The 21636-nt window shown below is 41.4% G+C and carries 20 protein-coding genes; 8 read left to right on the top strand and 12 right to left on the bottom strand.

From position 1 onward, the window contains the following. Window positions 1-65 precede the first annotated feature (65 nt). On the top strand, window positions 66-1394 hold the full coding sequence (locus tag J8Z25_RS10030; protein ID WP_250660999.1) for a sigma-54-dependent transcriptional regulator: 1329 nt from the start codon (window positions 66-68) through the stop codon (window positions 1392-1394). Beyond that, window positions 1394-2695 carry a sensor histidine kinase gene (locus J8Z25_RS10035; RefSeq protein ID WP_130051269.1) on the top strand — a complete coding sequence of 434 codons (1302 nt, stop codon included), beginning with the start codon at window positions 1394-1396 and terminating at the stop codon, window positions 2693-2695. Before J8Z25_RS10030 ends, J8Z25_RS10035 begins: the two co-directional genes overlap by 1 nt. A gap of 68 nt (window positions 2696-2763) precedes the next feature. On the opposite strand, the gene J8Z25_RS10040 is transcribed toward J8Z25_RS10035, so the two are convergent. Then, entirely contained in the window at window positions 2764-3102 is a 339-nt protein-coding gene (locus tag J8Z25_RS10040; protein ID WP_054551536.1) for a Grx4 family monothiol glutaredoxin, read from the bottom strand. 264 nt (window positions 3103-3366) lie between these two features. On the opposite strand from J8Z25_RS10040, the gene J8Z25_RS10045 reads away from it, so the two are divergent. The 5 genes from J8Z25_RS10045 (at window position 3367) to J8Z25_RS10065 (ending at window position 9845) form a co-directional block, all read left to right on the top strand. Next, on the top strand, window positions 3367-3948 hold the full coding sequence (locus J8Z25_RS10045; RefSeq protein ID WP_054551537.1) for a superoxide dismutase: 582 nt from the start codon (window positions 3367-3369) through the stop codon (window positions 3946-3948). 239 nt (window positions 3949-4187) lie between these two features. Continuing rightward, the gene (locus tag J8Z25_RS10050) at window positions 4188-6110 is read left to right on the top strand and encodes a PrkA family serine protein kinase (RefSeq protein ID WP_130051268.1); all 1923 of its coding nucleotides are present in this window, start codon (window positions 4188-4190) and stop codon (window positions 6108-6110) included. 26 nt (window positions 6111-6136) lie between these two features. Next, entirely contained in the window at window positions 6137-7423 is a 1287-nt protein-coding gene (locus J8Z25_RS10055) for a YeaH/YhbH family protein (RefSeq protein ID WP_130051267.1), read from the top strand. A gap of 20 nt (window positions 7424-7443) precedes the next feature. Further along, window positions 7444-8958, top strand: coding sequence for a SpoVR family protein (locus J8Z25_RS10060; RefSeq protein ID WP_130051266.1), 1515 nt, complete (start codon window positions 7444-7446; stop codon window positions 8956-8958). A 5-nt stretch (window positions 8959-8963) separates the two neighbouring features. Continuing rightward, window positions 8964-9845 (top strand): universal stress protein, encoded by an 882-nt coding sequence (locus J8Z25_RS10065; protein WP_130051265.1) that lies wholly within the window; start codon window positions 8964-8966, stop codon window positions 9843-9845. 50 nt (window positions 9846-9895) lie between these two features. Here J8Z25_RS10065 and J8Z25_RS10070 read toward each other — a convergent pair whose 3' ends face one another. Together J8Z25_RS10070 and J8Z25_RS10075 are read right to left on the bottom strand one after the other, a co-directional pair. Next, window positions 9896-10858 (bottom strand): sensor domain-containing diguanylate cyclase, encoded by a 963-nt coding sequence (locus J8Z25_RS10070; RefSeq protein ID WP_130051264.1) that lies wholly within the window; start codon window positions 10856-10858, stop codon window positions 9896-9898. Between the two features lie 3 nt (window positions 10859-10861). Further along, window positions 10862-11866: a response regulator gene (locus J8Z25_RS10075; RefSeq protein ID WP_130051263.1), complete on the bottom strand. Its 1005-nt coding sequence runs from the start codon at window positions 11864-11866 to the stop codon at window positions 10862-10864. Between the two features lie 205 nt (window positions 11867-12071). Here J8Z25_RS10075 and tpx point away from each other — a divergent pair, with 205 nt between their 5' ends. Continuing rightward, complete coding sequence (gene tpx / locus J8Z25_RS10080; protein ID WP_250661000.1) at window positions 12072-12653, top strand: thiol peroxidase; 582 nt, start codon at window positions 12072-12074, stop codon at window positions 12651-12653. A gap of 80 nt (window positions 12654-12733) precedes the next feature. Here tpx and adk read toward each other — a convergent pair whose 3' ends face one another. The 9 genes from adk to J8Z25_RS10120 form a co-directional block, all read right to left on the bottom strand. Continuing rightward, window positions 12734-13378: an adenylate kinase gene (adk, locus tag J8Z25_RS10085; protein ID WP_036967590.1), complete on the bottom strand. Its 645-nt coding sequence runs from the start codon at window positions 13376-13378 to the stop codon at window positions 12734-12736. Between the two features lie 179 nt (window positions 13379-13557). Next, the gene (gene htpG, locus J8Z25_RS10090; RefSeq protein ID WP_250661001.1) at window positions 13558-15471 is read right to left on the bottom strand and encodes a molecular chaperone HtpG; all 1914 of its coding nucleotides are present in this window, start codon (window positions 15469-15471) and stop codon (window positions 13558-13560) included. Window positions 15472-15631: 160 nt separating this feature from the next. Further along, window positions 15632-16240, bottom strand: coding sequence for a recombination mediator RecR (gene recR, locus J8Z25_RS10095; protein WP_063705901.1), 609 nt, complete (start codon window positions 16238-16240; stop codon window positions 15632-15634). 10 nt (window positions 16241-16250) lie between these two features. Beyond that, a complete protein-coding gene (locus J8Z25_RS10100) occupies window positions 16251-16577 on the bottom strand; it encodes a YbaB/EbfC family nucleoid-associated protein (RefSeq protein WP_036967566.1) in 327 nt (108 codons plus the stop codon). A gap of 59 nt (window positions 16578-16636) precedes the next feature. After that, window positions 16637-19069, bottom strand: a complete 2433-nt coding sequence (gene dnaX / locus J8Z25_RS10105) for a DNA polymerase III subunit gamma/tau (RefSeq protein ID WP_250661002.1) — start codon at window positions 19067-19069, stop codon at window positions 16637-16639. 3 nt (window positions 19070-19072) lie between these two features. Continuing rightward, the gene (gene apt, locus J8Z25_RS10110) at window positions 19073-19618 is read right to left on the bottom strand and encodes an adenine phosphoribosyltransferase (protein ID WP_130051259.1); all 546 of its coding nucleotides are present in this window, start codon (window positions 19616-19618) and stop codon (window positions 19073-19075) included. Between the two features lie 151 nt (window positions 19619-19769). Continuing rightward, window positions 19770-19892, bottom strand: a complete 123-nt coding sequence (locus tag J8Z25_RS20800) for a hypothetical protein (protein ID WP_254907726.1) — start codon at window positions 19890-19892, stop codon at window positions 19770-19772. Between the two features lie 91 nt (window positions 19893-19983). After that, complete coding sequence (locus J8Z25_RS10115) at window positions 19984-20736, bottom strand: HvfC family RiPP maturation protein (protein WP_256854835.1); 753 nt, start codon at window positions 20734-20736, stop codon at window positions 19984-19986. Next, window positions 20729-21592 (bottom strand): HvfB family MNIO-type RiPP peptide maturase, encoded by an 864-nt coding sequence (locus tag J8Z25_RS10120; protein ID WP_250661003.1) that lies wholly within the window; start codon window positions 21590-21592, stop codon window positions 20729-20731. The genes J8Z25_RS10115 and J8Z25_RS10120 overlap by 8 nt, the downstream gene beginning before the upstream one ends. Window positions 21593-21636: the final 44 nt, after the last annotated feature.

Here is a 21636-nt window from a genome sequence, read left to right on the forward strand (position 1 = left end):
TACACTGGATTTACAGTGTAGCATTTATCTTGCACCCTTATTAGGAAAATAACTAAAACAATTATATGGAAAAAATACTTATCGTCGATGATAACCCAGCCATCTTGGATGCGTTGTCATTATTACTTGAAATTCACGATTTTGAGGTCGTTACAGCAAGCAATCCTCTTGAGGCAATTCAAGCTGTGCAATATCAACGTATTGCGCTTGTTATTCAAGACATGAACTTTACCGCCGACACAACCTCAGGCGAAGAAGGCAAAGAGCTCTTTTATGCCTTACGAGACATTAACCCTCATTTACCAATTATCTTGATTACCGCATGGACTGAGCTGTCAACAGCCGTTGAACTCGTAAAAGCGGGTGCAGCTGATTATCTACCGAAACCATGGGACGATTCCAAGTTACTTACCTGTGTAAATAACCTGATAGAGCTGGGTAAAGTAAAACAACAAAACGAAACCTTTACCCGCCACCAGCAAGAACGTGATGCATCTGTGCATAACGCTAATTTAGTGGGTCTTATATATAAAAGTACCGCTATGGAGCACATTGTTAATCTTGCAATTCAAGTTGCTAAATCGGATATTTCGGTGCTTATCACAGGTCCTAACGGCAGTGGCAAAGAGCGAATTGCACAAATAATTCAGGCTAATTCATTATTAGCAGACAAACCCTTTATCACTGTTAATGCTGGCGCCCTGCCAAGCGAACTGATCGAAGCTGAGCTATTTGGTGCAGAAGCCGGTGCGTATACAGGAATTACTAAACAGCGTATTGGTCGTTTTGAAGCCGCCGATGGTGGCACCCTATTTTTAGACGAAATTGGTAACTTGCCACTCTCTGGGCAAATGAAACTATTACGCATTTTACAAACCGGCGAATTTGAACGCTTAGGTTCAACACAAACACGCAAAGTGAATGTTAGGGTAATTTCAGCAACCAATGAAGATTTAAGTCATGCAATTAAAACTGGTCAGTTTCGTGAAGATCTTTACTACCGTTTGAATGTCATTGAGTTAAATTTGCCAAGCCTTGCTGATCGCCCAGATGACATTTTAGCTTTGGTCGCACACTTTTTACCTGAGCGAGCATTCTCACTCAGCACAGAAAAAGCCCTACTTGCCCACAGCTGGCCTGGTAATGTTCGCGAACTTGAAAATGCCTGTAAACGTGCTGGGGTTTTAAAGCCCACAGGGATGATTGAGCTTGCCGATTTTGGCTTACAAGTTGAAGTAAATAGCCCCGCACAAACAAGAACAGAGCCAAACAAGCAAGAGATTGAACTTGCCATGCGTGAGTACCAAGGTGTTATTGCGAAAGTGGCTCGTCATTTTGGATTAAGTCGCCAAGCCCTTTATCGTAGACTTGATAAATTTAAGATTGATTATTAATGACAACACAGCGTTTTTCGTTTCGATATAAAATCATAACCTTATGTATTACAGCGTCTGTATTGCCGCTGATATTGGTTTGTTACTTTTCGGGCATAAGCTTGTTTTACAGCATTTTAGCTCTACTTGCATGCGTGTTGATAAGTGCTCTTTTTGCCGCCCAGTTATCTGCCCCGCTCATTGATGGAATGAACTCTCTCGAAACCGGGCTACTTAATTTTAAAGATGGCGAGCTGGCTACATTATTAGCATATGAGGGCAGTGATGAGCTTGGCGATTTATGTCGGCTTTATAACCAAACTGCAAAACAGCTTCGCCAAGAAAAACAATGGATATATCAGCGAGAGCTGATGCTCGATAAAGTTTTACAAAGCTCGCCACAAGCAGTGCTTTTGACTAACGACCAAGGTTTTATCGTTTATAGCAACCACAGTGCACGCAGCTTACTCGATGCTAAATCAGCTCTTGAAGGCGCTAAACTTGAACACTTTTTAGAATCTAGCTGTGAGCAATTAACGCGCGCGATTCACAAAGGGGTCGATGGTTTATTTACCCTTGATAAAGAAGACCAAGAATCGCAAACTTGGCATATGGCGACAGGCCGATTATTACTTAATAATCAGTTTCACCAACTGTTTGTATTTAAACAGCTCACTCGCGAGCTAAGCCGCCAAGAAGTTGAAGTGTGGAAAAAAGTCATTCGCATCATTAGTCATGAGCTGAATAACTCACTCGGCCCAATGTCATCCATGCTTCATAGCGCTCAGTTATTAACTAAAGAAGTCGACGAGCCACGCTTGAAGCGGGTCTTTACTACCATTGAGGACCGCATCAAGCATCTTAATGAGTTTGTGCAAGGTTATGGCAAATTTGCCAAGTTACCAACACCGCAACTATCGACGGTTAACTGGCATACTCTTATTGAACAGCTAAAAAGCCAGTGGCAGGTTGATGTATCACTAGATGAGGGTGTAACAACTGAAGCTGATCACACACAACTAGAACAATTACTGATCAACCTATTAAAAAATGCCTATGAATCAGGTTCTAACCCTGAAGATATCAATTTAACTGTGCAACAAGAAGCAAACGGCACTCACATCACAGTGAGCGACAAAGGCAAAGGCATGAGTGAAGCTGTGATGGCTAATGCGCTTATCCCCTTCTATTCAACCAAGACAACTGGTAGTGGCCTAGGTTTAGCACTTTGCAGAGAAATAGTTGAAGCACACCACGGGCAAATTAGCTTACACAACCGCGAGCAAGGTGGCTTAAGCGTGCATGTTTTATTACCCTCATAATACCTATAAGCAATAATATTGGTATAAAAAAAGCCGCAATCAGCGGCTTTTTTCTACACTAAATTCGATTATTCAGCGTCTTTTTCTTTGTACTTTGCAGCTGTTTCAGTAATTAGTGGTTGTAATTCACCACGCTGAAACATTTCGATGATAATGTCACAACCACCGATAAGCTCGCCTTCTACCCATAATTGTGGGAATGTTGGCCAGTTTGCGTATGCAGGTAACTCTGCACGGATGTCTGGGTTAAGTAGAATGTCAACGTAAGCAAACTGCTCACCACATGCCATAAGTGCTTGTGATGCTTGTGAAGAAAAACCACAGTTAGGTAACTTTGGTGATCCCTTCATGTAAAGAAGGATTGGATTTTCAGAAATTTGCTGTTTAATTTTATCGATGGTTTCCATTTACAACCTCAAAAAAGACATTGGCTTACTACATTGGCCTTGAAAAAGTTTCACTGTGGCCTCAGATATATAACTTAAAATCGGCATTCGTAGCCACAATTTTAAATAGTCTTTAGCAATAGCATTGCTGTTTGCTAAAACTTGAGTAAAATACTCAACAATTATAGTAACACTATAATACCACTTGGTATAGGTAAGTACGCTGTTTACCTTGCTATTACCTATAACTGAGTGGACTATCAACCAAGAAGATGGAGATAAAAAATGGCATTTGAACTACCGTCACTACCATACGCAATCGATGCATTAGAGCCACATATTTCAAAAGAGACTCTAGAGTTTCACCACGGTAAACACCACAACACTTACGTTGTGAAATTAAACGGTCTGATCCCAGGCACAGAATTCGAAAACAAATCTCTAGAAGAAATCGTATGTTCTTCAGAAGGTGGCGTATTTAACAATGCTGCACAAATCTGGAACCACACTTTCTACTGGAACAGCCTATCTCCAAACGGTGGTGGCGAGCCTACTGGCGCAATCGCTGACGCGATCAATGCTAAATGGGGTTCTTTCGACGCATTCAAAGAAGCGTTAAACGATAAAGCAGTAAACAACTTTGGTTCAAGCTGGACTTGGTTAGTTAAACTAGCTGACGGCACACTTGATATCGTAAACACGTCAAATGCTGCAACTCCATTAACTGATGAAGGTGTTACACCAATCCTAACTGTGGATCTTTGGGAACACGCTTACTACATCGATTACCGTAACGTTCGTCCAGATTACCTAAAAGGTTTCTGGGCATTAGTTAACTGGGACTTCGCGAACGCTAACTTCGCTTAATCTTCTGTTACTAACAGTAATCCAAAAAAGACGCTTCGGCGTCTTTTTTATTGCCATTGCACGCCCCCTCTAAGTCGCAGCCAAGTCCTCAGCCAAAAAGCGTAATCAAGATGAGCTTTTTTCAATTAAATTCTTAATTTTCTTGCGCAAAAATTCAAAATCGTGACTAAGCTTTAATTAGCCTTTGCTTTTCTCTTAATCTAATTACACGTCATTTTAGCGGGTTTTCGGAGGTCTCTATGAGTATTTTTGAGCATTACCAATCACGATACGAAGCAGCGCAAGAAGAAGAATACAGTATTGAGGAATTTCTCGAAATCTGTAAGAAGGATAAATCAGCTTATGCCAGCGCACCTGAACGTCTATTGATGGCGATCGGTGAGCCGGAAATTATCGACACATCGACCGATGCGCGCTTAAGCAGGCTGTTTTCAAATCGCGTAGTTGCACGCTACCCTGCATTTCACGATTTTTATGGTATGGAAGATGCCATTGAACAAATCGTCTCTTACTTAAAGCATGCTGCGCAGGGCTTAGAAGAATGTAAGCAAGTGCTGTATTTACTTGGCCCAGTAGGTGGTGGTAAATCATCAATTGCTGAAAAGCTTAAATATTTAATGCAACAAGTACCAATTTACTCAATAAAAGGCTCGCCCGTCAACGACCACCCTCTAGCGTTATTTGACCCAAATGAAGACGCTGAGCTTTTAGAAAAAGAATACGGCATTAAGCCACGTTATTTAAAAACAGTGATGTCACCATGGGCTGCAAAACGCTTAAGTGAGTTTAATGGTGATATTAGCCAATTCAGAGTAGTTAAGCGCTACCCATCAATTTTAAATCAAATCGCAATTGCCAAAACAGAACCAGGCGATGAAAACAATCAAGATATTTCAGCTTTGGTAGGTAAAGTAGATATTCGCCAGCTTGAGCACTTTGCGCAAAACGACCCTGATGCATATGCATACTCTGGTGCCCTTTGCTTAGCAAACCAAGGCTTAATGGAGTTTGTGGAAATGTTTAAAGCGCCAATCAAGGTGCTACACCCACTGCTTACAGCCACTCAAGAAGGCAATTACAACGGCACAGAAGGTATTAGTGCCCTACCGTTTAATGGCATGATATTAGCTCACTCAAATGAATCTGAGTGGCAAACATTTAAGAACAACAAAAATAATGAAGCATTTTTAGACCGTGTTTACATCGTCAAAGTACCTTATTGTTTACGTGTGTCTGAAGAAGTTAAAATTTACAATAAACTACTTGAAAACAGTGAGTTACATGATGCACCATGTGCACCCGGCACATTAAAGACACTGGCGCAATTTACCACACTTTCGCGGATTAAAGAGCCAGAAAACTCAAGCATTTATTCAAAAATGCGAGTCTATGATGGCGAAAGCTTAAAAGACACCGACCCGAAAGCTAAGTCGTATCAAGAATACCGCGACTACGCCGGTGTTGATGAAGGCATGACAGGGCTATCTACCCGCTTTGCGTTTAAGATTCTATCGCGGGTATTTAACTTCGATACCACAGAAGTAGCTGCTAACCCCGTGCACTTATTCTATGTGCTGGAGCAGCAAATTGAGCGTGAGCAGTTTACTGCCGATGTTGAGGAGCGTTACTTAAGCCACTTAAAAGGTTACCTCATTCCTCAGTACGTTGAGTTTATCGGTAAAGAGTTACAAACGGCGTATTTAGAATCTTATTCTGAATACGGACAAAACATCTTCGACCGTTACGTCACTTATGCTGATTTCTGGATCCAAGATCAAGAATATCGTGACCCAGATACAGGCCAGCTATTTGACCGTGCAGCACTCAATGCAGAGCTTGAGAAGATTGAAAAACCTGCGGGTATTTCAAATCCTAAAGATTTCCGTAATGAAATTGTCAACTTTGTATTGCGTGCGCGTGCACACAACCAAGGCAAGAACCCGCTTTGGACCAGTTACGAAAAACTTCGCACTGTTATTGAGAAAAAAATGTTCTCAAACACTGAAGACCTACTGCCTGTTATTTCTTTCAATGCGAAAACCTCGGCTGAAGATCAGAAAAAACACGAAGACTTTGTCAATCGTATGGTTGAGAAAGGCTATACCCAAAAACAAGTACGTTTACTTTCTGAATGGTATTTACGCGTTAGAAAATCGCAGTAAAAAACGTTTGTTTTAAGGGGGTTGTTATGGCGCATTTTATTGACCGACGCCTGAATGGAAAAAACAAAAGTACCTTGAATCGTCAACGGTTCATCAGGCGTTATAAGAAACAGATTAAAGAAGCGGTATCTGATGCCATTAATAAGCGTAGCGTAACCGATACTACCAGCGGCGAGAGTATTTCTATTCCGCAACGTGATATCAGTGAACCTATTTTTCATCAAGGACGTGGCGGTGACCGCGAACAAATCCACCCAGGTAATGATCAATTCTCTACGGGCGATAAAATCAAGCGGCCGCAAGGGGGTGGTCAAGGTGGAGGCAGTGGCGAAGGTGAAGCCAGTGACTCGGGTGAAGGACAAGATGACTTTGTATTCTCCATTTCAAAGGATGAATACTTAGACTTACTGTTCGAAGATCTTGAACTGCCTAACCTACAACAAAATCAGCTAGATAAACTCGTACAAATGAAAACCCATCGTGCAGGTTTTTGTAATGATGGCATGCCAAGCAATATTGATATAGTGCGCTCATTACAAGGCTCACTTGCTCGCAGAGTAGCAATGACCGCAGGCAAAAAGCGCCACCTTGCTGAGCTTGAAGGTCAGTTAGCGTTGCTAAAAGCAGAGGAAGAACCAGACAAAGCTGCCATTGCGTTACTCGAACGTCAAATTGAGGAACTACAAAGTCGCATTAACGCAGTGCCATTTATTGATAATTATGACCTACGTTTTCGTAATTATGAAAAACAGCCACATCCTACAAGCAAAGCAGTGATGTTTTGCTTAATGGATGTCTCAGGTTCGATGGACCAAGCTACTAAAGATATGGCAAAACGCTTTTATATTTTGCTTTATCAATTTCTAACCCGCAGCTACAAAAATATAGAAGTCGTCTATATTCGCCATCATACCCAAGCGAAAGAAGTAGATGAGCAAGAGTTTTTCTATTCTCAGGAAACGGGTGGCACAATTGTATCGAGCGCATTAAAGCTAATGAACGAAATTATCGCTGATCGCTACAACCCAGAAGAGTGGAACATTTATGCAGCACAAGCCTCTGATGGCGACAACTGGGCAGACGACTCACCGAACTGTGGCGAAATTTTACGTAATAAACTACTAAAGGCGGTGCGCTATTACGCCTACATCGAAATTACAGCCCGTGCCCATCAAAGCTTGTGGCGAGAGTATCAGTCGATAGCGCAAACCCACGACAATTTTGCAATGCAACATATCCGGGGCGTTGAGGACATTTACCCTATTTTCCGTGAATTATTTAAAAAGAATCGTCAGCAGCAAGGCGCCGCATAGCCTTGCGAGTGAGGTAAAGTATGGCCGATAAACGTATTAGTGACGGTCCTGATTGGACCTTTGATTTATTAGCAGAGTATCAAACTGAGATTGAGCGGGTTGCGAAAATTTATAAACTCGATACCTACCCAAATCAAATTGAGGTGATCACCGCAGAACAAATGATGGATGCCTATTCCAGTGTAGGGATGCCGATTGGCTACAGCCACTGGTCGTATGGTAAAAAATTCATTCAAACAGAACAAAACTATAAACGAGGACAAATGGGCCTCGCTTATGAAATTGTTATTAACTCAGACCCTTGTATTGCTTATTTAATGGAAGAAAATACCCTACCAATGCAAGCTTTGGTAATGGCTCATGCTTGCTATGGCCACAACTCGTTTTTTAAAGGTAATTACTTATTTAAAACCTGGACCGATGCCAGCTCAATTATCGATTACTTGTTATTTGCAAAAAATTACATAGCTAAATGCGAAGAAAAATACGGCATTACCGAGGTCGAAAACCTGATTGATTCATGTCATGCCCTTATGAATTATGGTGTAGACCGTTACAAGCGTCCGCAACGAATTTCACTGTATGAAGAACAAAAGCGCCAACAAGAACGTGAAGATTACCTACAATCACAAGTGAATGAACTTTGGCGTACTATTCCAACTTCACAGCAAGAGTCTAAAAAGCGTGAGCGCCGCTTTCCTGATGAGCCACAAGAAAACATTTTGTACTTCATCGAGAAAAATGCCCCGCTGCTTGAGTCATGGCAACGGGAAGTCATCCGTATTGTTCGTAAGATTTCTCAATATTTTTATCCACAAAAACAAACTCAAGTTATGAATGAGGGCTGGGCAACATTTTGGCATTACACCATTTTGAACCACCTTTACGATGAAGGAAAACTCACAGATGCCTTTATGCTCGAGTTTTTACAAAGCCATACAAATGTAGTGTATCAACCACCATACAACAGTAACTATTATTCAGGTATAAACCCTTATGCCCTTGGCTTTAACATGATGGTTGATATCCGCAGAATGTGTGAAAACCCAACTGATGAAGATAAAAAGTGGTTCCCTGAATATGCAGGCAGCGATTGGTTAGAGACGCTGCATTTCGCAATGCAAAACTTTAAAGACGAGAGCTTTATAAGCCAGTTTTTATCGCCGAAAATAATTCGTGATTTTAAATTATTTACCATTATTGACCATGAAAAAGAACCGACTCTTAATGTGGGGGCAATTCATGATGAGCTAGGTTATCAACAAGTTCGTGAAACGCTTTCGGCTCAATATAACTTAAGTAATCTCGAGCCAAATATTCAAGTCTATAACGTTGATATCAGAGGAGATCGTTCATTAACTCTGCGCTATGTCCCCCATAACAATATTCCCTTAGCTAAATCAAAAGATGAAGTGCTAAAACACCTTTACAGGCTATGGGGCTTTAAGGTAAAACTGGAACAAGAAACCTCAACAGGTGAAGTTTCATTACTGGGTGAATGCCCAAGCAGTGATACCCGACACACAACAGAGTAGCCAAAATGAATAAAAAAATACTGGTGATCATCGACTCAATAGCCGATGCTAAAACGTCTATTTTACATGCAAAGCAAAAAGCCAAAGGCGTTAAGCATATTGATCTTGTTGCTTTTAGTTATGAAGATACCAATAACATTTTATTCTCTATTCCACCAGATGAAGCGCTTGCGATACAAGACAAAGAACTCGCTAAAGTCCGTGCAGCGCTTAGCCCTCTGATCAGTGAGCATCTAGATGACGGCAGTTATACATTGCAAAACCTGTGGCATGAAAGCCCAGTACAGTGGCTTGCAAATGAGCTTGATACGTCAAACTATGATATGGTGATTAAAACCCGTCACATTGACGAAGAAACGCAATTTAGCGAACTAGATTGGCAGCTTATCCGTTTTAGCCCACTCCCCCTTTACCTAGCCGCCGATAACAAATGGCGTAACAATACCAATGTACTCGCGGCTCTTGATTTAGGCAGCGAAAAAGCCACTAAATACTGTTTAAACGAGGCAATTATTAAAGCAGGTTTGGCCTATGCTAAAGACTACGAAAGCGAATTTTATGCGTGTTATACCGTGCACGTGTCACCATTTTTACGTGATTTAGGCATTGTATTTTCAGATGAACAAGTGACAAATGCTTTTGAAAAACTCCCCGTCGCGCAGCGTACCTTAATTGAAGCGCACGACTTAAAAGAAAAACTAAAAATCAAAGCTGGTGTGGTTGAACAAGTGATTCCAAGTGTTGCAGCAAAATTAAATGCTGATTTAGTGATTATGGGCTCGGTTGGTAATACAGGTATTAAAGGTCATTTAATTGGTAATACTGCTGAAAAGGTCATGAAGCTACTTAAAACAGATATTCTCGTTTTACCGCCACTTGGCATTTAATCGGCAAAATCTTAAGAAAATTAGTATAAAAAAGGGGCTTTTGCCCCTTTTTATAAATCTGTATAAGCAGTAACCATGTTACGGCCATTTTCTTTAGAGTGATACAAGGCTTTATCTGCCGCTTCAACCCACTTTTCGTAGCGATCAAACTTTTCGTCAAAGCAGGCAAAACCAATACTGACCGTCAGTTGAATTTGTTTGCCATCAAAGTATATTGATGAGTTCTCAATCAGTGTTCTTAATCGCTCAGCAAAAATATGCGCACCTTCATGATCAGTATCTAGCAAGGTTACCGCAAACTCTTCACCACCATAGCGGCCAGCTAAATCGGTTTCACGCAAAGTCTTACGCAGAAGGTCAGCAATATGACGCAACGCCTCATCACCTCCGCGATGGCCATGCTCATCATTAACCTTTTTAAAATGATCAATATCAAACATCAACAAACTGCTACACCCGCCACTGCGAACAATACGCATATACTCTTTACGTAATTTTTCTTCCCAATAACCACGGTTGGTCAGTTTAGTCAGCGCATCTGTTCGACTCATTTGTTCAAGCTTACTGTTGGCTTCTTCTAGCTCTTTTTTGTTTACAGCTTCATCCGTTACATCATAAATAATGATACAGATATGCGACACTTCACCTGTGGTCGTTGTCAGCGGAATAAAGGTAGCATTTTGATACATATGATCCGCTTTACCGGTAATTGGGCGGTAGTTTTTGAAACGGAAAATATATGGCTGCTGCTCCCAAATAGTAAATGAACGATTATTTAGTATGAACACAGACTCTGATTTACTGCGAAACCACTTTTCATCAATTGATGGAAATAAATCAAACAGATCTTTATCTTTCACCGCGCTTGGTAGCAAGCCTGAATGGTTTTCCATAAAACCATTCCAGATGCATACTTTGTAGTCTCTATCGAGCACTACTAGGCCTACATCAACGGTATTAAACATATCCATTAACCAATGGAGTTCATTCATATTAAAATCGGCTGCAGGCATAGTTTAGTCTTCTAATAAATAAGCTACTTTGTACTTAAGGGTTTTAAGTGAGTCCTCAGTGAACAGCAACATCAAATCACAGTTAATATTGTGATTTTCGATGCCATAGCTGATCTCAATCGCCAGTGTTCGTTGCCAGCGAGATTTATTGGCTTTTACTAAATCGGTGACATCACAATGCTGCCCTAGCACCACAGGATGACCTTGGCTAAAACGCATATCGAGCTGTTTAGAAAGCCCTGATAAAATCGCACCGATCAGAATGTTGCTCACATCCATTAACAGCTCAAGCTCGACATTATCGTTTAGCTCACCTTCGTAATTCATCAATGACGCGATTTCTTTAAAACTTGAATCGTTTAAAAGTAGTAATGCTTCGCCAGATACTCCACCGCCGATAAAACCTTGGCATACACCCGATGTAGTTGCATTAGCATCAATAGAGCGCAGAGCCATATCAAGCTCATTTACTTCTAATACATTTACATTAGGGATAGGCAGCTTTACGAATACATTAAGAAGACGCGCTAATAAGTCCCCTGCTTGCCCCATAGCGACGTTAGTGAGCTCTTGATAGATATCACGCACATCTGGGTCAACTTGCTCACCTAGCTTATTAGCAAGGCGCTCACGCATGGCTTTATCTTTAATACCATGGTGTTCGATGATATTAGCGAGCTTTTCCGCAGAGCAAGGTTTTTGAATAAAGTCGATGGCACCTAACTCTAGCACTCGTTGATGCGCATTAGGTTGAATATCACCAGACACAACCACGGTGAGAACATGAAGGTCCTGTTCTTGAATGGCTTGAAGCACTTCATAGCCATCCATTTCAGGCATGTTTAAATCGAGAAATAGAATTTCTGGCTGAATTTTTTTAATCTGCTCAATACAGTGCACACCATTTTCAGCGAACTCAACTTTAATATCCCAATCATCGGGTAAAGAGCGCGCTAATTGTCGACGTGCTAACTTTGAATCATCACAAACTAATACCGATGTTGACATACCTTCTCTCTAAATACGCACTTTTAACTAGATACTAACTAGTGCCAGTAACTTTATTATTATTTTTCTATATAAAAAATCGGTTCACGAACACATGTTAATCAAACTATTGGTTATTTACAATTTTAAATTGTACTAATCCTTTGAGCCACTCTATGAGTATAATACACTGATGTTAAATGCGTTAATTTGAAGGAATCTTATTATGTTACGTCCGCTAATATTTGCACTAGGTGCTGTATGCACGTTTAGTTATGCTGGTGATTTATCAGAAAATAGTTTAGATGCAGGTAAGGTTTCTGCCCAATCTAAGCCGGTCACTTTACTAGGTCAAGGTGTTGAAGTTGGTCAAAAAGCACCTAATTTTAAAGTAGTAGATGGCAGCTTTACACCTGTCACACTAGATAACTACCATGGTCAAGCAGTGCTTTTAAGCGTAGTGCCAAGTTTAGATACGGGTGTGTGTAGTATTCAAACCAAACACTTTAATGAAAAAGTAGCTACTGAGTACCCAAGTGTTGCTATGCTTACCTTAAGCGCAGATTTACCGTTTGCACAAAAGCGTTTTTGTAAAGCCGAAAATATCGACAAAGTGGTGACTTTGTCTGACTCAGTGTGGCGTGACTTTGGTAAGAACTACGGTTTGATTATCAAAGATATGGGCTTATTAACCCGTGCAGTGTTTGTGTTAGATAAAGAACATAACATCGTTTATAAGCAGCTAGTTGATAATTTATCAAAAGAGCCTGATTACGACGGTGCCATTGCGGCATTAAAGAAACTGTAAAGCGCAATTTTACTTGCAGTGAGACAGACACAAAAAAACCGCCCAGAGGCGGTTTTTTATTTGTGATTCTAAAAGGTAAATTAACCTAGTAGCTCACCAAGTTGTTGGCTAACAGCTTCAACAGCTTGAGTACCGTCTAATTTGTGGTACTGAGTGTTGCCTGCTTTTGCTTCAGCTTGGTAGTAATCAACTAATGGTTTAGTTTGGTCGTGGTAAATACCTAAACGCTTACGTACTGTTTCTTCAGTGTCGTCATCACGAATGATTAGATCTTCACCTGTGATGTCATCTTTGCCATCGACTTTAGGTGGGTTATAAACAACGTGATAAACACGACCAGAACCAGGGTGTACGCGACGGCCGCCCATACGCTCAACGATGATTTCGTCAGCAACGTCAAATTCGATAACGTGATCAACTACCACGCCATTCTCTTTCATTGCATCTGCTTGAGGAATAGTACGAGGGAAACCATCTAGTAAGAAACCTTTTTCGCAATCTGGCTTAGCGATGCGCTCTTTAACTAGACCGATAATAATTTCGTCAGATACTAATTGACCTGCATCCATTACTTTTTTAGCTTCAAGACCAAGTGGTGTACCTTCTTTGATTGCTGCACGCAGCATATCGCCCGTAGAAATTTGTGGAATACCGTATTTGTCCATCAAAAACTGAGCTTGAGTACCTTTACCTGCACCCGGCGCGCCCAAAAGAATAATGCGCATATCATTGTCCTCTGTGTGATACTAATCTTAAAAATGGTCGATCAGTGGAGTTTTGTTTTTAGAGCCTGAATTCTTCCACAACTAAGGCTATACCTCAAGTAACTTATACCAATTGCCTATATTAGCGGCAATAAAAAAGGGAGCCTTGCTCCCTTTTCCAACTCATTATGCTAAAACGCTTATTTGCTTAAATCTAGCATAAGTTTATTCAAACGAGTTACAAAGCCTGCAGGGTCTTTTAAAGTTCCGCGCTCAGCGAGTAGTGCTTGATCTAGAAGTACTTGTGACCACTGGGAAAACTTGTCTTCATCTTGTTCAACATTTAAGTGTTTAACAAGCTGATGCTCTGGGTTAAGCTCAAAAATTGGCTTTTGCTCAGGCACAGTTTGACCAACTGATTCCATTAACTTTTGCATTTGTGAGCTCATATCATGCTCATCAGCAACAACACATGCAGGAGAGTCCGTTAGACGATGCGTAAAGCGTACGTCTTTAACGTTATCACCTAGTGCTGTTTTAATACGCTCAACTAGGCCAGCAACTTCTTTTTCTGACTCTTCTTGCGCCTTTTTCGTTTCTTCGTCATCCATGTTGCCTAAATCTAAGTCACCACGGGTAATTGACTGGAATGACTTTTCGTTGAACTCTGTTAAGTAGCTCATCATCCACTCATCAACACGGTCACTTAGTAGCAATACTTCGATGCCCTTCTTACGGAAGATCTCTAAGTGTGGTGAGTTTTTCGCTGCAGCGAATGAATCAGCAACGACATAGTAAATCTTATCTTGCTCTGGCTTCATACGCTCAATGTATTGTTCAAGCGATACATTTTGTGTGCTTTCGTCAGTATGTGTAGAAGCGAAACGCAGTAGCTTAGCAATGGCTTCTTTATTTGCCATATCTTCCGCTGGGCCTTCTTTTAACACCTGACCAAATTCGTTCCAGAAAGATTGATAATCTTCTTCGCGGTTTTTCGCCATGCGCTCGAGCATTTTAAGTACGCGCGATGTACAACCTTTACGGATTGCCTGTGTTACTTTGTTGTCTTGCAAGATTTCACGCGACACGTTAAGTGGTAAGTCGTTTGAATCAAGTAAACCTTTCACAAAACGTAGGTAGCTTGGCATGAACTGCTCTGCGTCATCCATAATGAAAACGCGTTGCACATACAGTTTTAAACCTGATTGACGCTCACGGTTCCATAAATCGAAAGGTGCTTTTTTCGGGATGTATAACAGGCTAGTGTATTCTGTTTTACCTTCAACCTTGTTATGTGCCCAGCTTAGTGGCTCTTCCCAATCATGACCGATATGCTTATAAAACTCTTTGTACTCTTCGTCTGTTACTTCTGACTTATCACGAGTCCATAGTGCTGTCGCGCGGTTAATACCTTCCCACTCGCCTGGCTGTGCTGGAATCTTCTCGCCATCAGGACCTTCAGATTCAGGTACTTCTGCTTTATACATTTCAACAGGAATCGAAATATGATCAGAGTATTTAGTTACGATACTACGTAAACGGAACTCATCAGCAAACTCTGTTTCGTCTTCACGAAGGTGAAGAATAATTTCGGTACCGCGTGATGGTTTATCAATCTCTTGTAATGTGTACTCACCTTCACCTGCAGATTGCCATTCAATACCTTGGCTTTCACCTGCTTTACGAGTACGCACTGTTACTTTGTCAGCAACGATAAATGCTGAGTAAAAACCAACACCAAATTGACCAATCAATTGTGAATCTTTGCTTTGGTCGCCTGTTAGGTTTTGGAAAAACTCTGCAGTGCCAGATTTTGCAATGGTACCTAGTGAATTAATCACATCTTCACGGCTCATACCAATACCGTTATCAGTAATGGTGACCGTGTTTGCTTCTTTATCGGCACTGATACGTACTTTTAGTTCCGCATCATTTTCATATAAATCGCCATTAGAAAGCGCAAGGAAACGTAATTTATCTGCCGCATCTGAGGCGTTTGATACAAGCTCACGTAAAAATATCTCTTTATTAGAATAAAGAGAATGAATCATCAGGTTTAATAGTTGTTTGACTTCTGTTTGAAAGCCTAATGTTTCTTTTTGTGCTGCAGTCATTGTGTAAATCTCCAATTAACAAAGTGTCTAATCTGCACTATGACTCTTTATATGGGGCAGGCTTTTGGAACTTCAAGGCAAAAAATTAAATTAGCGGGTAAATTAGGGGTTAAACACAAAAAAGCCTGCTTCAAGCAGGCTTTTGATACCATTTGCGGTGTTAGTTTTGGTTTACGGCGCGTCGTCCGCTAAATGCGTGCATAAGCGTCATACCATCGAGTAAATCGAGCTCACCACCAACAGGGACACCATGAGCTATCCGAGATGCACTCACCTGATACTTATGACAAAGCTCTGCAATATAGTGGGCTGTGGTTTCACCTTCAACACTTGGATTGGTTGCTAGGATCACCTCATTAATGCCACCTTGTTGCAACTTGCTTTCAAGAATATCAAGGCCAATTTCTTTTGGTCCTATGCCATCAATTGGCGACAAATGACCCATTAAAACAAAGTAAAGGCCTTGGTACTGACCAGTTTGCTCAATAGCAAGTACATCGGTTGGTGATTCAACCACACACAATAAACCACTATCTTGGCGTTTAACACTAGAACAAATATCACACACAGCTTGCTCTGTAAAAGTACGACAAGATTGACAATGCCCTACTTCATCCATTGCTTTAGTTAATGCATGGCCAAGTTGTTTACCACCTTGACGGTCACGCTCAAGCAAATGAAAAGCAATGCGCTGTGCCGACTTAGGGCCTATGCCTGGCTGGCATCGTAGCGCTTCAATTAGCTGTGTTAAACTAGGAGATAGTTGCATACAAAATCACTTAGAATGGCATTTTCATACCTGGTGGTAATTGCATACCGCCAGTTACTTTACTCATGCGCTCTTGCGTTTCTTCAGCAACACGACGTACAGCATCGTTACACGCTGCCGCTAGTAAATCTTCGATCATGTCTTTGTCGTCTTCCATTAGGCTTTCATCTAATTCAACACGACGTACATTGTGGTTACCAAGCATAGTTACTTTAACTAGGCCTGCACCTGCTTCACCTACTACTTCAAGGTTTGCGATTTCTTCTTGGGCTTTTTGCATGCGCTCTTGCATTTGCTGCGCTTGCTTCATCATGTTACCCATTCCACCTTTAAACATAACTGTCTCTCTTTCTAAACTACTTTAATTGGCATGAAGATAAGGGCTATTGTAACGAATTACAATGCCTGAATACTGTTTTCATCGATTATAGCGCTAAATAACTGTTGAAATTGCACTATGTTTTCGTCGCTATTTATTACATCAATAGCCTGTTGATGACGTCCTGCATCAATTTTTTGTTGAATCAAATACGGTGAATCAATTACGCCATCAGCAAACTCGATACTAAGCTCTAATTTATGGCCGTAAATTTCACTTAATGCAGCATTGAGCTTTTGTCTTAGCACTGCGCTGTCTAAATGGCGCTGTGACGAGTCAACCTCAATGTGCAGTTGGTTATTCTGCTTGGTAAAAATTGAATGCAGTGCAAATTGGCGCATCCGTCCGCCGAGCCCCATGCGCTTTATTAAATACGCCCATTCATCTTGTTCGTGTGCAAATTTAATACTGCTGATCGGACTTTCAAAATCATCAGGGACCGGAATACTGGCTTCTTCTACTACTGGCTCTGGCACTTTTTGCGGGTTGATCTGCTCAAGCAGCTCAGGCGCTAAGTTTTCAGTAATTGTTTGATGCTTTTCTCTAAAGTCGACTTTTTTTACTTTATTACTGCTCTCCCCCGTTTGCTGGGGGATGGGCTTTTTTACTTCAGCAGCCATTGCTTGCTGCTGAGACTGAATATTGGTCGTGGCTGTGCTTTGTTGCGCTGGCGGCTCTGCTTTGGGCTTCGCTTCAGGTTGTTGTTCTGCTTTAGCATTCGTTTGCGTTGCAGCACCACTTAAACGCCCAGCACCTGAGATATTGCGGTCTTGTAAAATACGAGCAATGGCCGACTGCGCCTGACTTTGCTGCTGTTGTAATTGCACTGGTGCAGTTTGCTGTTGCTGAAGTCCTTCATTTGCAGTAAAGCCCTGATCATAGGCGCTATTCATCACATCATCGTATTGCGCAGCAAGTGATGAGTCCATTTGTGCATCATGATCGTCTATATAATCTTGCGAAGAATACTCCTGTGGAGAGTATTCAGCTGCAGGTACTTGCTCTGAGTAGCTTTGCTCTTGATGCTGTGGCGCTGGTTCAACTTCAGCGGTCATTGCAGTTTCAACAGATTGCTGAGGCTGTTGTTCAACACCAGGCTGTACTACCGCTGTTGCTTCAACTTGCTGGTCAGGCTCTTGGCTATGCGCTGTTTCTGCTTTAGCTGCTTGAACAGATTCAGCTTGAATTTGCTGAGGCTCTGAAGGAACAGCAGTTGTCTGTGCAGAGCTTTGTGCTAAAAGTGCTTGCTCTGATACTGCTTGTTCACGTTGCGCCGTTGATTTTTTCAAAATATCACGCAGTGCACCGGCACCACTTGGCTTAACCTGCTGCTGGGTATTCGTTGGTGTTTGGCTTTGTGCAAATTGCGTAGGTTGGAATGCCAACAAACGCAACATAATCATTTCAAAACCTAGTTTAGCATCGGGTGCCCACTGCAAATCTTTTTTACCATTTAATAGCAATTGGTAGTAAACCTGCATCTGCTGTGCATCAGTGGTTTGCGCTACTTGCTCAATAAAATCACGGTTAGTATCATCAAGTGCCGCTGCACTAGGCACGAGTTGCACAAGCTGAATAAGGTGCGTCAGGGCGATTAAATCGTCGAGCAAGGCTACAAAGTTAGGGTTTCGACTTACGACCGCTTTTACTTCTTGAAGTAGTGCATCGCCATCTTGGCACAGTAGCGCCGCTAACATGGTTTGGCTATATTGAGTATCCATCAAGCCAAGCATGGTTTGTACTGCCTGATGATTTATACTGCCGTTGGTTTGCGCAATTGCTTGGTCTGTAAGGCTCAGTGCATCACGCATACTACCATCAGCGGCCTTAGCTAAAATAGACAATGATTTATCATCAAAACTTAGCTGTTCTTGATTAAGAACATGGGCAAGCTGATCATGAATTTCTGATTGCGACAAAGCATTAAGATTAAACTGTAGGCAACGCGATAAAATCGTCACGGGCAGTTTTTGCGGATCAGTTGTCGCTAATAAAAATTTCACATGCTCTGGAGGCTCTTCCAATGTTTTTAGTAATGCATTGAAACTATGCTTTGACAGCATGTGAACTTCATCGATTAGGTATACCTTGTAACGACCACGTGTTGGTGCGTACTGAACGTTATCAAGGATTTCGCGGGTATCTTCTACTTTGGTACGCGATGCCGCATCGATTTCTAATAAATCAATATAACGACCTGCTTCAATGTCAGTACAACTTGAACATTGGCCACATGGCTCTGCAGAGATACCCTTATCGCAGTTGAGGCTTTTTGCGAATATACGTGCGATGGTTGTTTTACCCACCCCACGGGTTCCAGTAAAGAGATAAGCATGATGGAGTCTATTTTGTGTTAATGCATTCACTAATGCTTGTTTAACATGAGACTGCCCCACTAACTCGTGAAAGGTTTGTGGTCGCCATTTCCTTGCTAGAACCTGATAACTCATTAATTATTCGCCTTCGAATTCAACCAACTTTAAGATTTTGATGCCCATCTCAGCAACACGTTGCTCACCACCAAGCTCTGGTAAAGAAACAACAAATGCCGCATCAGTTGCGTTACCGCCTAGTTTAGCAACTAATTTTGCAGTTGCTTCGATTGTGCCACCTGTAGCAAGTAAGTCATCTACTAGTAACACTTTATCACCAGGTACAATTGCGTCTGTATGAAGCTCAAGAATATCTTCACCATACTCTAATTGGTAGCTTTGTGAAATCACTTCGCGAGGAAGTTTACCTGGTTTACGAACTGGAATGAATGGAATACCTAGTGCGTATGAAAGTGGTGCACCAAAGATAAAACCACGAGATTCAGTACCGATGATTTTTGTAAAACCTTGGTCTTTGTATGCTGCGATAAAGCTGTCGATAGTTGCTTTAAATGCGTCAGCATTAGCCATTAATGTTGTTACGTCGCGGAACATAATGCCCGGCTTAGGGTAATCAGCGATCGTTGCAATGCTCTGTTTGATGAGCGTTGAAGTTGCTTGAGTCATAATTATACTGCTCAAAAAGTTTATCTAACAAAGCTCGAGAGTATAACATCACCTTAGTGGAAAGTCGGTAGCAAGTTTCGAAATTAATCACTTAACTACAACAAAAAAGGCTGCATGGTGCAGCCTAGTGTCTTAAATTTGCTTGCGCAGATTAAGATAAAGAAGTGATCCAACCAAGAATAGCGTTAAGGCAGCCAATGCCACCGAATACAGCTAAAAACGCAATGAAATAAGTTGCATTGAACGGATCTTTAAAGTCTTTATCATTCGACATAGTTACTACCTTTATTTAAGCACGACAAAATAAGGTGCACATAATAGTCGAACAGCCCTCATCAATAAAGAGCTTTAGCCGATTTTTAAACCTATGTATTAGTAACCACAACACCGCGCTCTGCCATAGCGCTTAAGGTATTGAGGGCCCCTTGATACAGCTGCTCTTGGCTAAATTGAGGAGCATGCTCTGCAACTGCTTGGCATACATCATTTAAATCTGCACCAGGCTTAGATTCAATAATATTAAGCAGTAATGCGGTCATCGCATTTGTTGATAAAAACTGTACTTCATCATCACTATCACGATAAACCACGAAGTAACTTGCTTGTGCTGTCGGCTCACTTGGTTGATTATCCACACTGATAGTATGAACTGGGAAGCTATAACTTAAATTGCGAGCAAACGAACTTAAATATAATGGGGAGCTTGTCACTTTATGAGCTGATAATTTCACTTCTTGTGCCACCTCTTGAGCAACCGACACATCAAGCTCAACCCATTCATAATGCGCCAGTTCGAACATAAAAGCAGGATCATCACTTTGCATTTCATAGTCATTTGCAAGAAAAGTCAAAAACTCCCCTGCTATATCTAAAAAGTAAGGTGATTTACAGTCATGCATACTAAAGAAATGCCTAATGAGTCTCTGCCAAGCTTGCTCAGTATATAAACTTTTTAGCACTGGGTACGCAGAGCTGACAAAACCATCCACATTATTAAAAAATAAATCGCGGTAAATCGCCATGCGACGCTCTTCAACATCGGCTGGCTTCTTATTATTTTCTGGGTCGCGAATATGCGCCATAAACTCTTGCTGTACTTGCGTAAAATGATTAGGCACTGTGTTTCACCGTTGCTTGATTTCGATGAGCAGCAGCCTCTTGCAACGCTCCAATGGTTCTCAGCTCTGTTAATAATTCACTCATATGAGGAATATTAAAATCACGCTCTAATAAGGTGGGAAATACCCCATGAATTTCATAGGCTTTTTCGAGCAATTGCCAAACGGGATCGATCACTGGCGCACCATGAGTATCAACGAGTAAATCCTCAGCCTCAGTGTAATGACCAGCAACATGCCCATAGGCAATGCGATTAGTTGGTAATGCTGCTAAGAATTTCCCTGCATCATAACCATGATTAATCGAATTGACGTAAATATTATTAACATCGAGCAGTAATTTACAATCCGCCTCTTCTAAAACCGCATTAGTAAATTCAAGTTCCGTCATTTGTTGACCGGGCGCGCCATAATAAGAGACATTTTCAATTGCAATAGGCTGCTCAAGAATATCTTGAACTTGCCTAATTCGAGAGGCAACATGCTTAATAGCATCTTCAGTAAACGGAATTGGCATTAAGTCGTACATGTGCCCTTCTCCCGAGCAGTAACTTAAGTGCTCACTAAACAGACGAACATTATGCTCTTTGAAGAAAGTTTTAAGCGATTGCACAAACTCAATATCAAGTGCTGAAGGTGACCCAATCGATAACGACAAACCGTGACATACAAAGGCATGTTGCTCGGTTAGCTGCTTAAATTGCTTACCAAATCGACCCCCAAGCTTTAGCCAGTTTTCTGGTGCAACTTCTAAAAACTCAATGGGTTTAGGAACATCGATAAGCATTTCATCAAGCATTTCTCGGCGCAAACCTAGCCCAATCTGCCCAAAATCAGCTACTGATTCTTTTAACATACTACCTCCTACTAAAAAGGGCCTTTACGGCCCTTTCAAAAGCT

The organism is Pseudoalteromonas sp. SCSIO 43101, from assembly GCF_023650775.1.
GTDB classification, from domain to species: domain Bacteria; phylum Pseudomonadota; class Gammaproteobacteria; order Enterobacterales; family Alteromonadaceae; genus Pseudoalteromonas; species Pseudoalteromonas apostichopi.

What these genes read in the sequence shown, in the direction of transcription:
- dnaX (WP_250661002.1), bottom strand. Translation starts at nt 19,069, where the DNA reads ATGAGTTATCAGGTTCTAGCAAGGAAATGGCGACCACAAACCTTTCAC.
- J8Z25_RS10065 (WP_130051265.1), top strand. Translation starts at nt 8,964, where the DNA reads ATGAATAAAAAAATACTGGTGATCATCGACTCAATAGCCGATGCTAAA.
- htpG (WP_250661001.1), bottom strand. Translation starts at nt 15,471, where the DNA reads ATGACTGCAGCACAAAAAGAAACATTAGGCTTTCAAACAGAAGTCAAA.
- apt (WP_130051259.1), bottom strand. Translation starts at nt 19,618, where the DNA reads ATGACTCAAGCAACTTCAACGCTCATCAAACAGAGCATTGCAACGATC.
- J8Z25_RS10040 (WP_054551536.1), bottom strand. Translation starts at nt 3,102, where the DNA reads ATGGAAACCATCGATAAAATTAAACAGCAAATTTCTGAAAATCCAATC.
- J8Z25_RS10070 (WP_130051264.1), bottom strand. Translation starts at nt 10,858, where the DNA reads ATGCCTGCAGCCGATTTTAATATGAATGAACTCCATTGGTTAATGGAT.
- J8Z25_RS10120 (WP_250661003.1), bottom strand. Translation starts at nt 21,592, where the DNA reads ATGTTAAAAGAATCAGTAGCTGATTTTGGGCAGATTGGGCTAGGTTTG.
- J8Z25_RS10030 (WP_250660999.1), top strand. Translation starts at nt 66, where the DNA reads ATGGAAAAAATACTTATCGTCGATGATAACCCAGCCATCTTGGATGCG.
- J8Z25_RS10035 (WP_130051269.1), top strand. Translation starts at nt 1,394, where the DNA reads ATGACAACACAGCGTTTTTCGTTTCGATATAAAATCATAACCTTATGT.
- adk (WP_036967590.1), bottom strand. Translation starts at nt 13,378, where the DNA reads ATGCGCATTATTCTTTTGGGCGCGCCGGGTGCAGGTAAAGGTACTCAA.
- J8Z25_RS10050 (WP_130051268.1), top strand. Translation starts at nt 4,188, where the DNA reads ATGAGTATTTTTGAGCATTACCAATCACGATACGAAGCAGCGCAAGAA.
- J8Z25_RS20800 (WP_254907726.1), bottom strand. Translation starts at nt 19,892, where the DNA reads ATGTCGAATGATAAAGACTTTAAAGATCCGTTCAATGCAACTTATTTC.
- recR (WP_063705901.1), bottom strand. Translation starts at nt 16,240, where the DNA reads ATGCAACTATCTCCTAGTTTAACACAGCTAATTGAAGCGCTACGATGC.
- J8Z25_RS10045 (WP_054551537.1), top strand. Translation starts at nt 3,367, where the DNA reads ATGGCATTTGAACTACCGTCACTACCATACGCAATCGATGCATTAGAG.
- J8Z25_RS10060 (WP_130051266.1), top strand. Translation starts at nt 7,444, where the DNA reads ATGGCCGATAAACGTATTAGTGACGGTCCTGATTGGACCTTTGATTTA.
- J8Z25_RS10055 (WP_130051267.1), top strand. Translation starts at nt 6,137, where the DNA reads ATGGCGCATTTTATTGACCGACGCCTGAATGGAAAAAACAAAAGTACC.
- J8Z25_RS10075 (WP_130051263.1), bottom strand. Translation starts at nt 11,866, where the DNA reads ATGTCAACATCGGTATTAGTTTGTGATGATTCAAAGTTAGCACGTCGA.
- J8Z25_RS10100 (WP_036967566.1), bottom strand. Translation starts at nt 16,577, where the DNA reads ATGTTTAAAGGTGGAATGGGTAACATGATGAAGCAAGCGCAGCAAATG.
- tpx (WP_250661000.1), top strand. Translation starts at nt 12,072, where the DNA reads ATGTTACGTCCGCTAATATTTGCACTAGGTGCTGTATGCACGTTTAGT.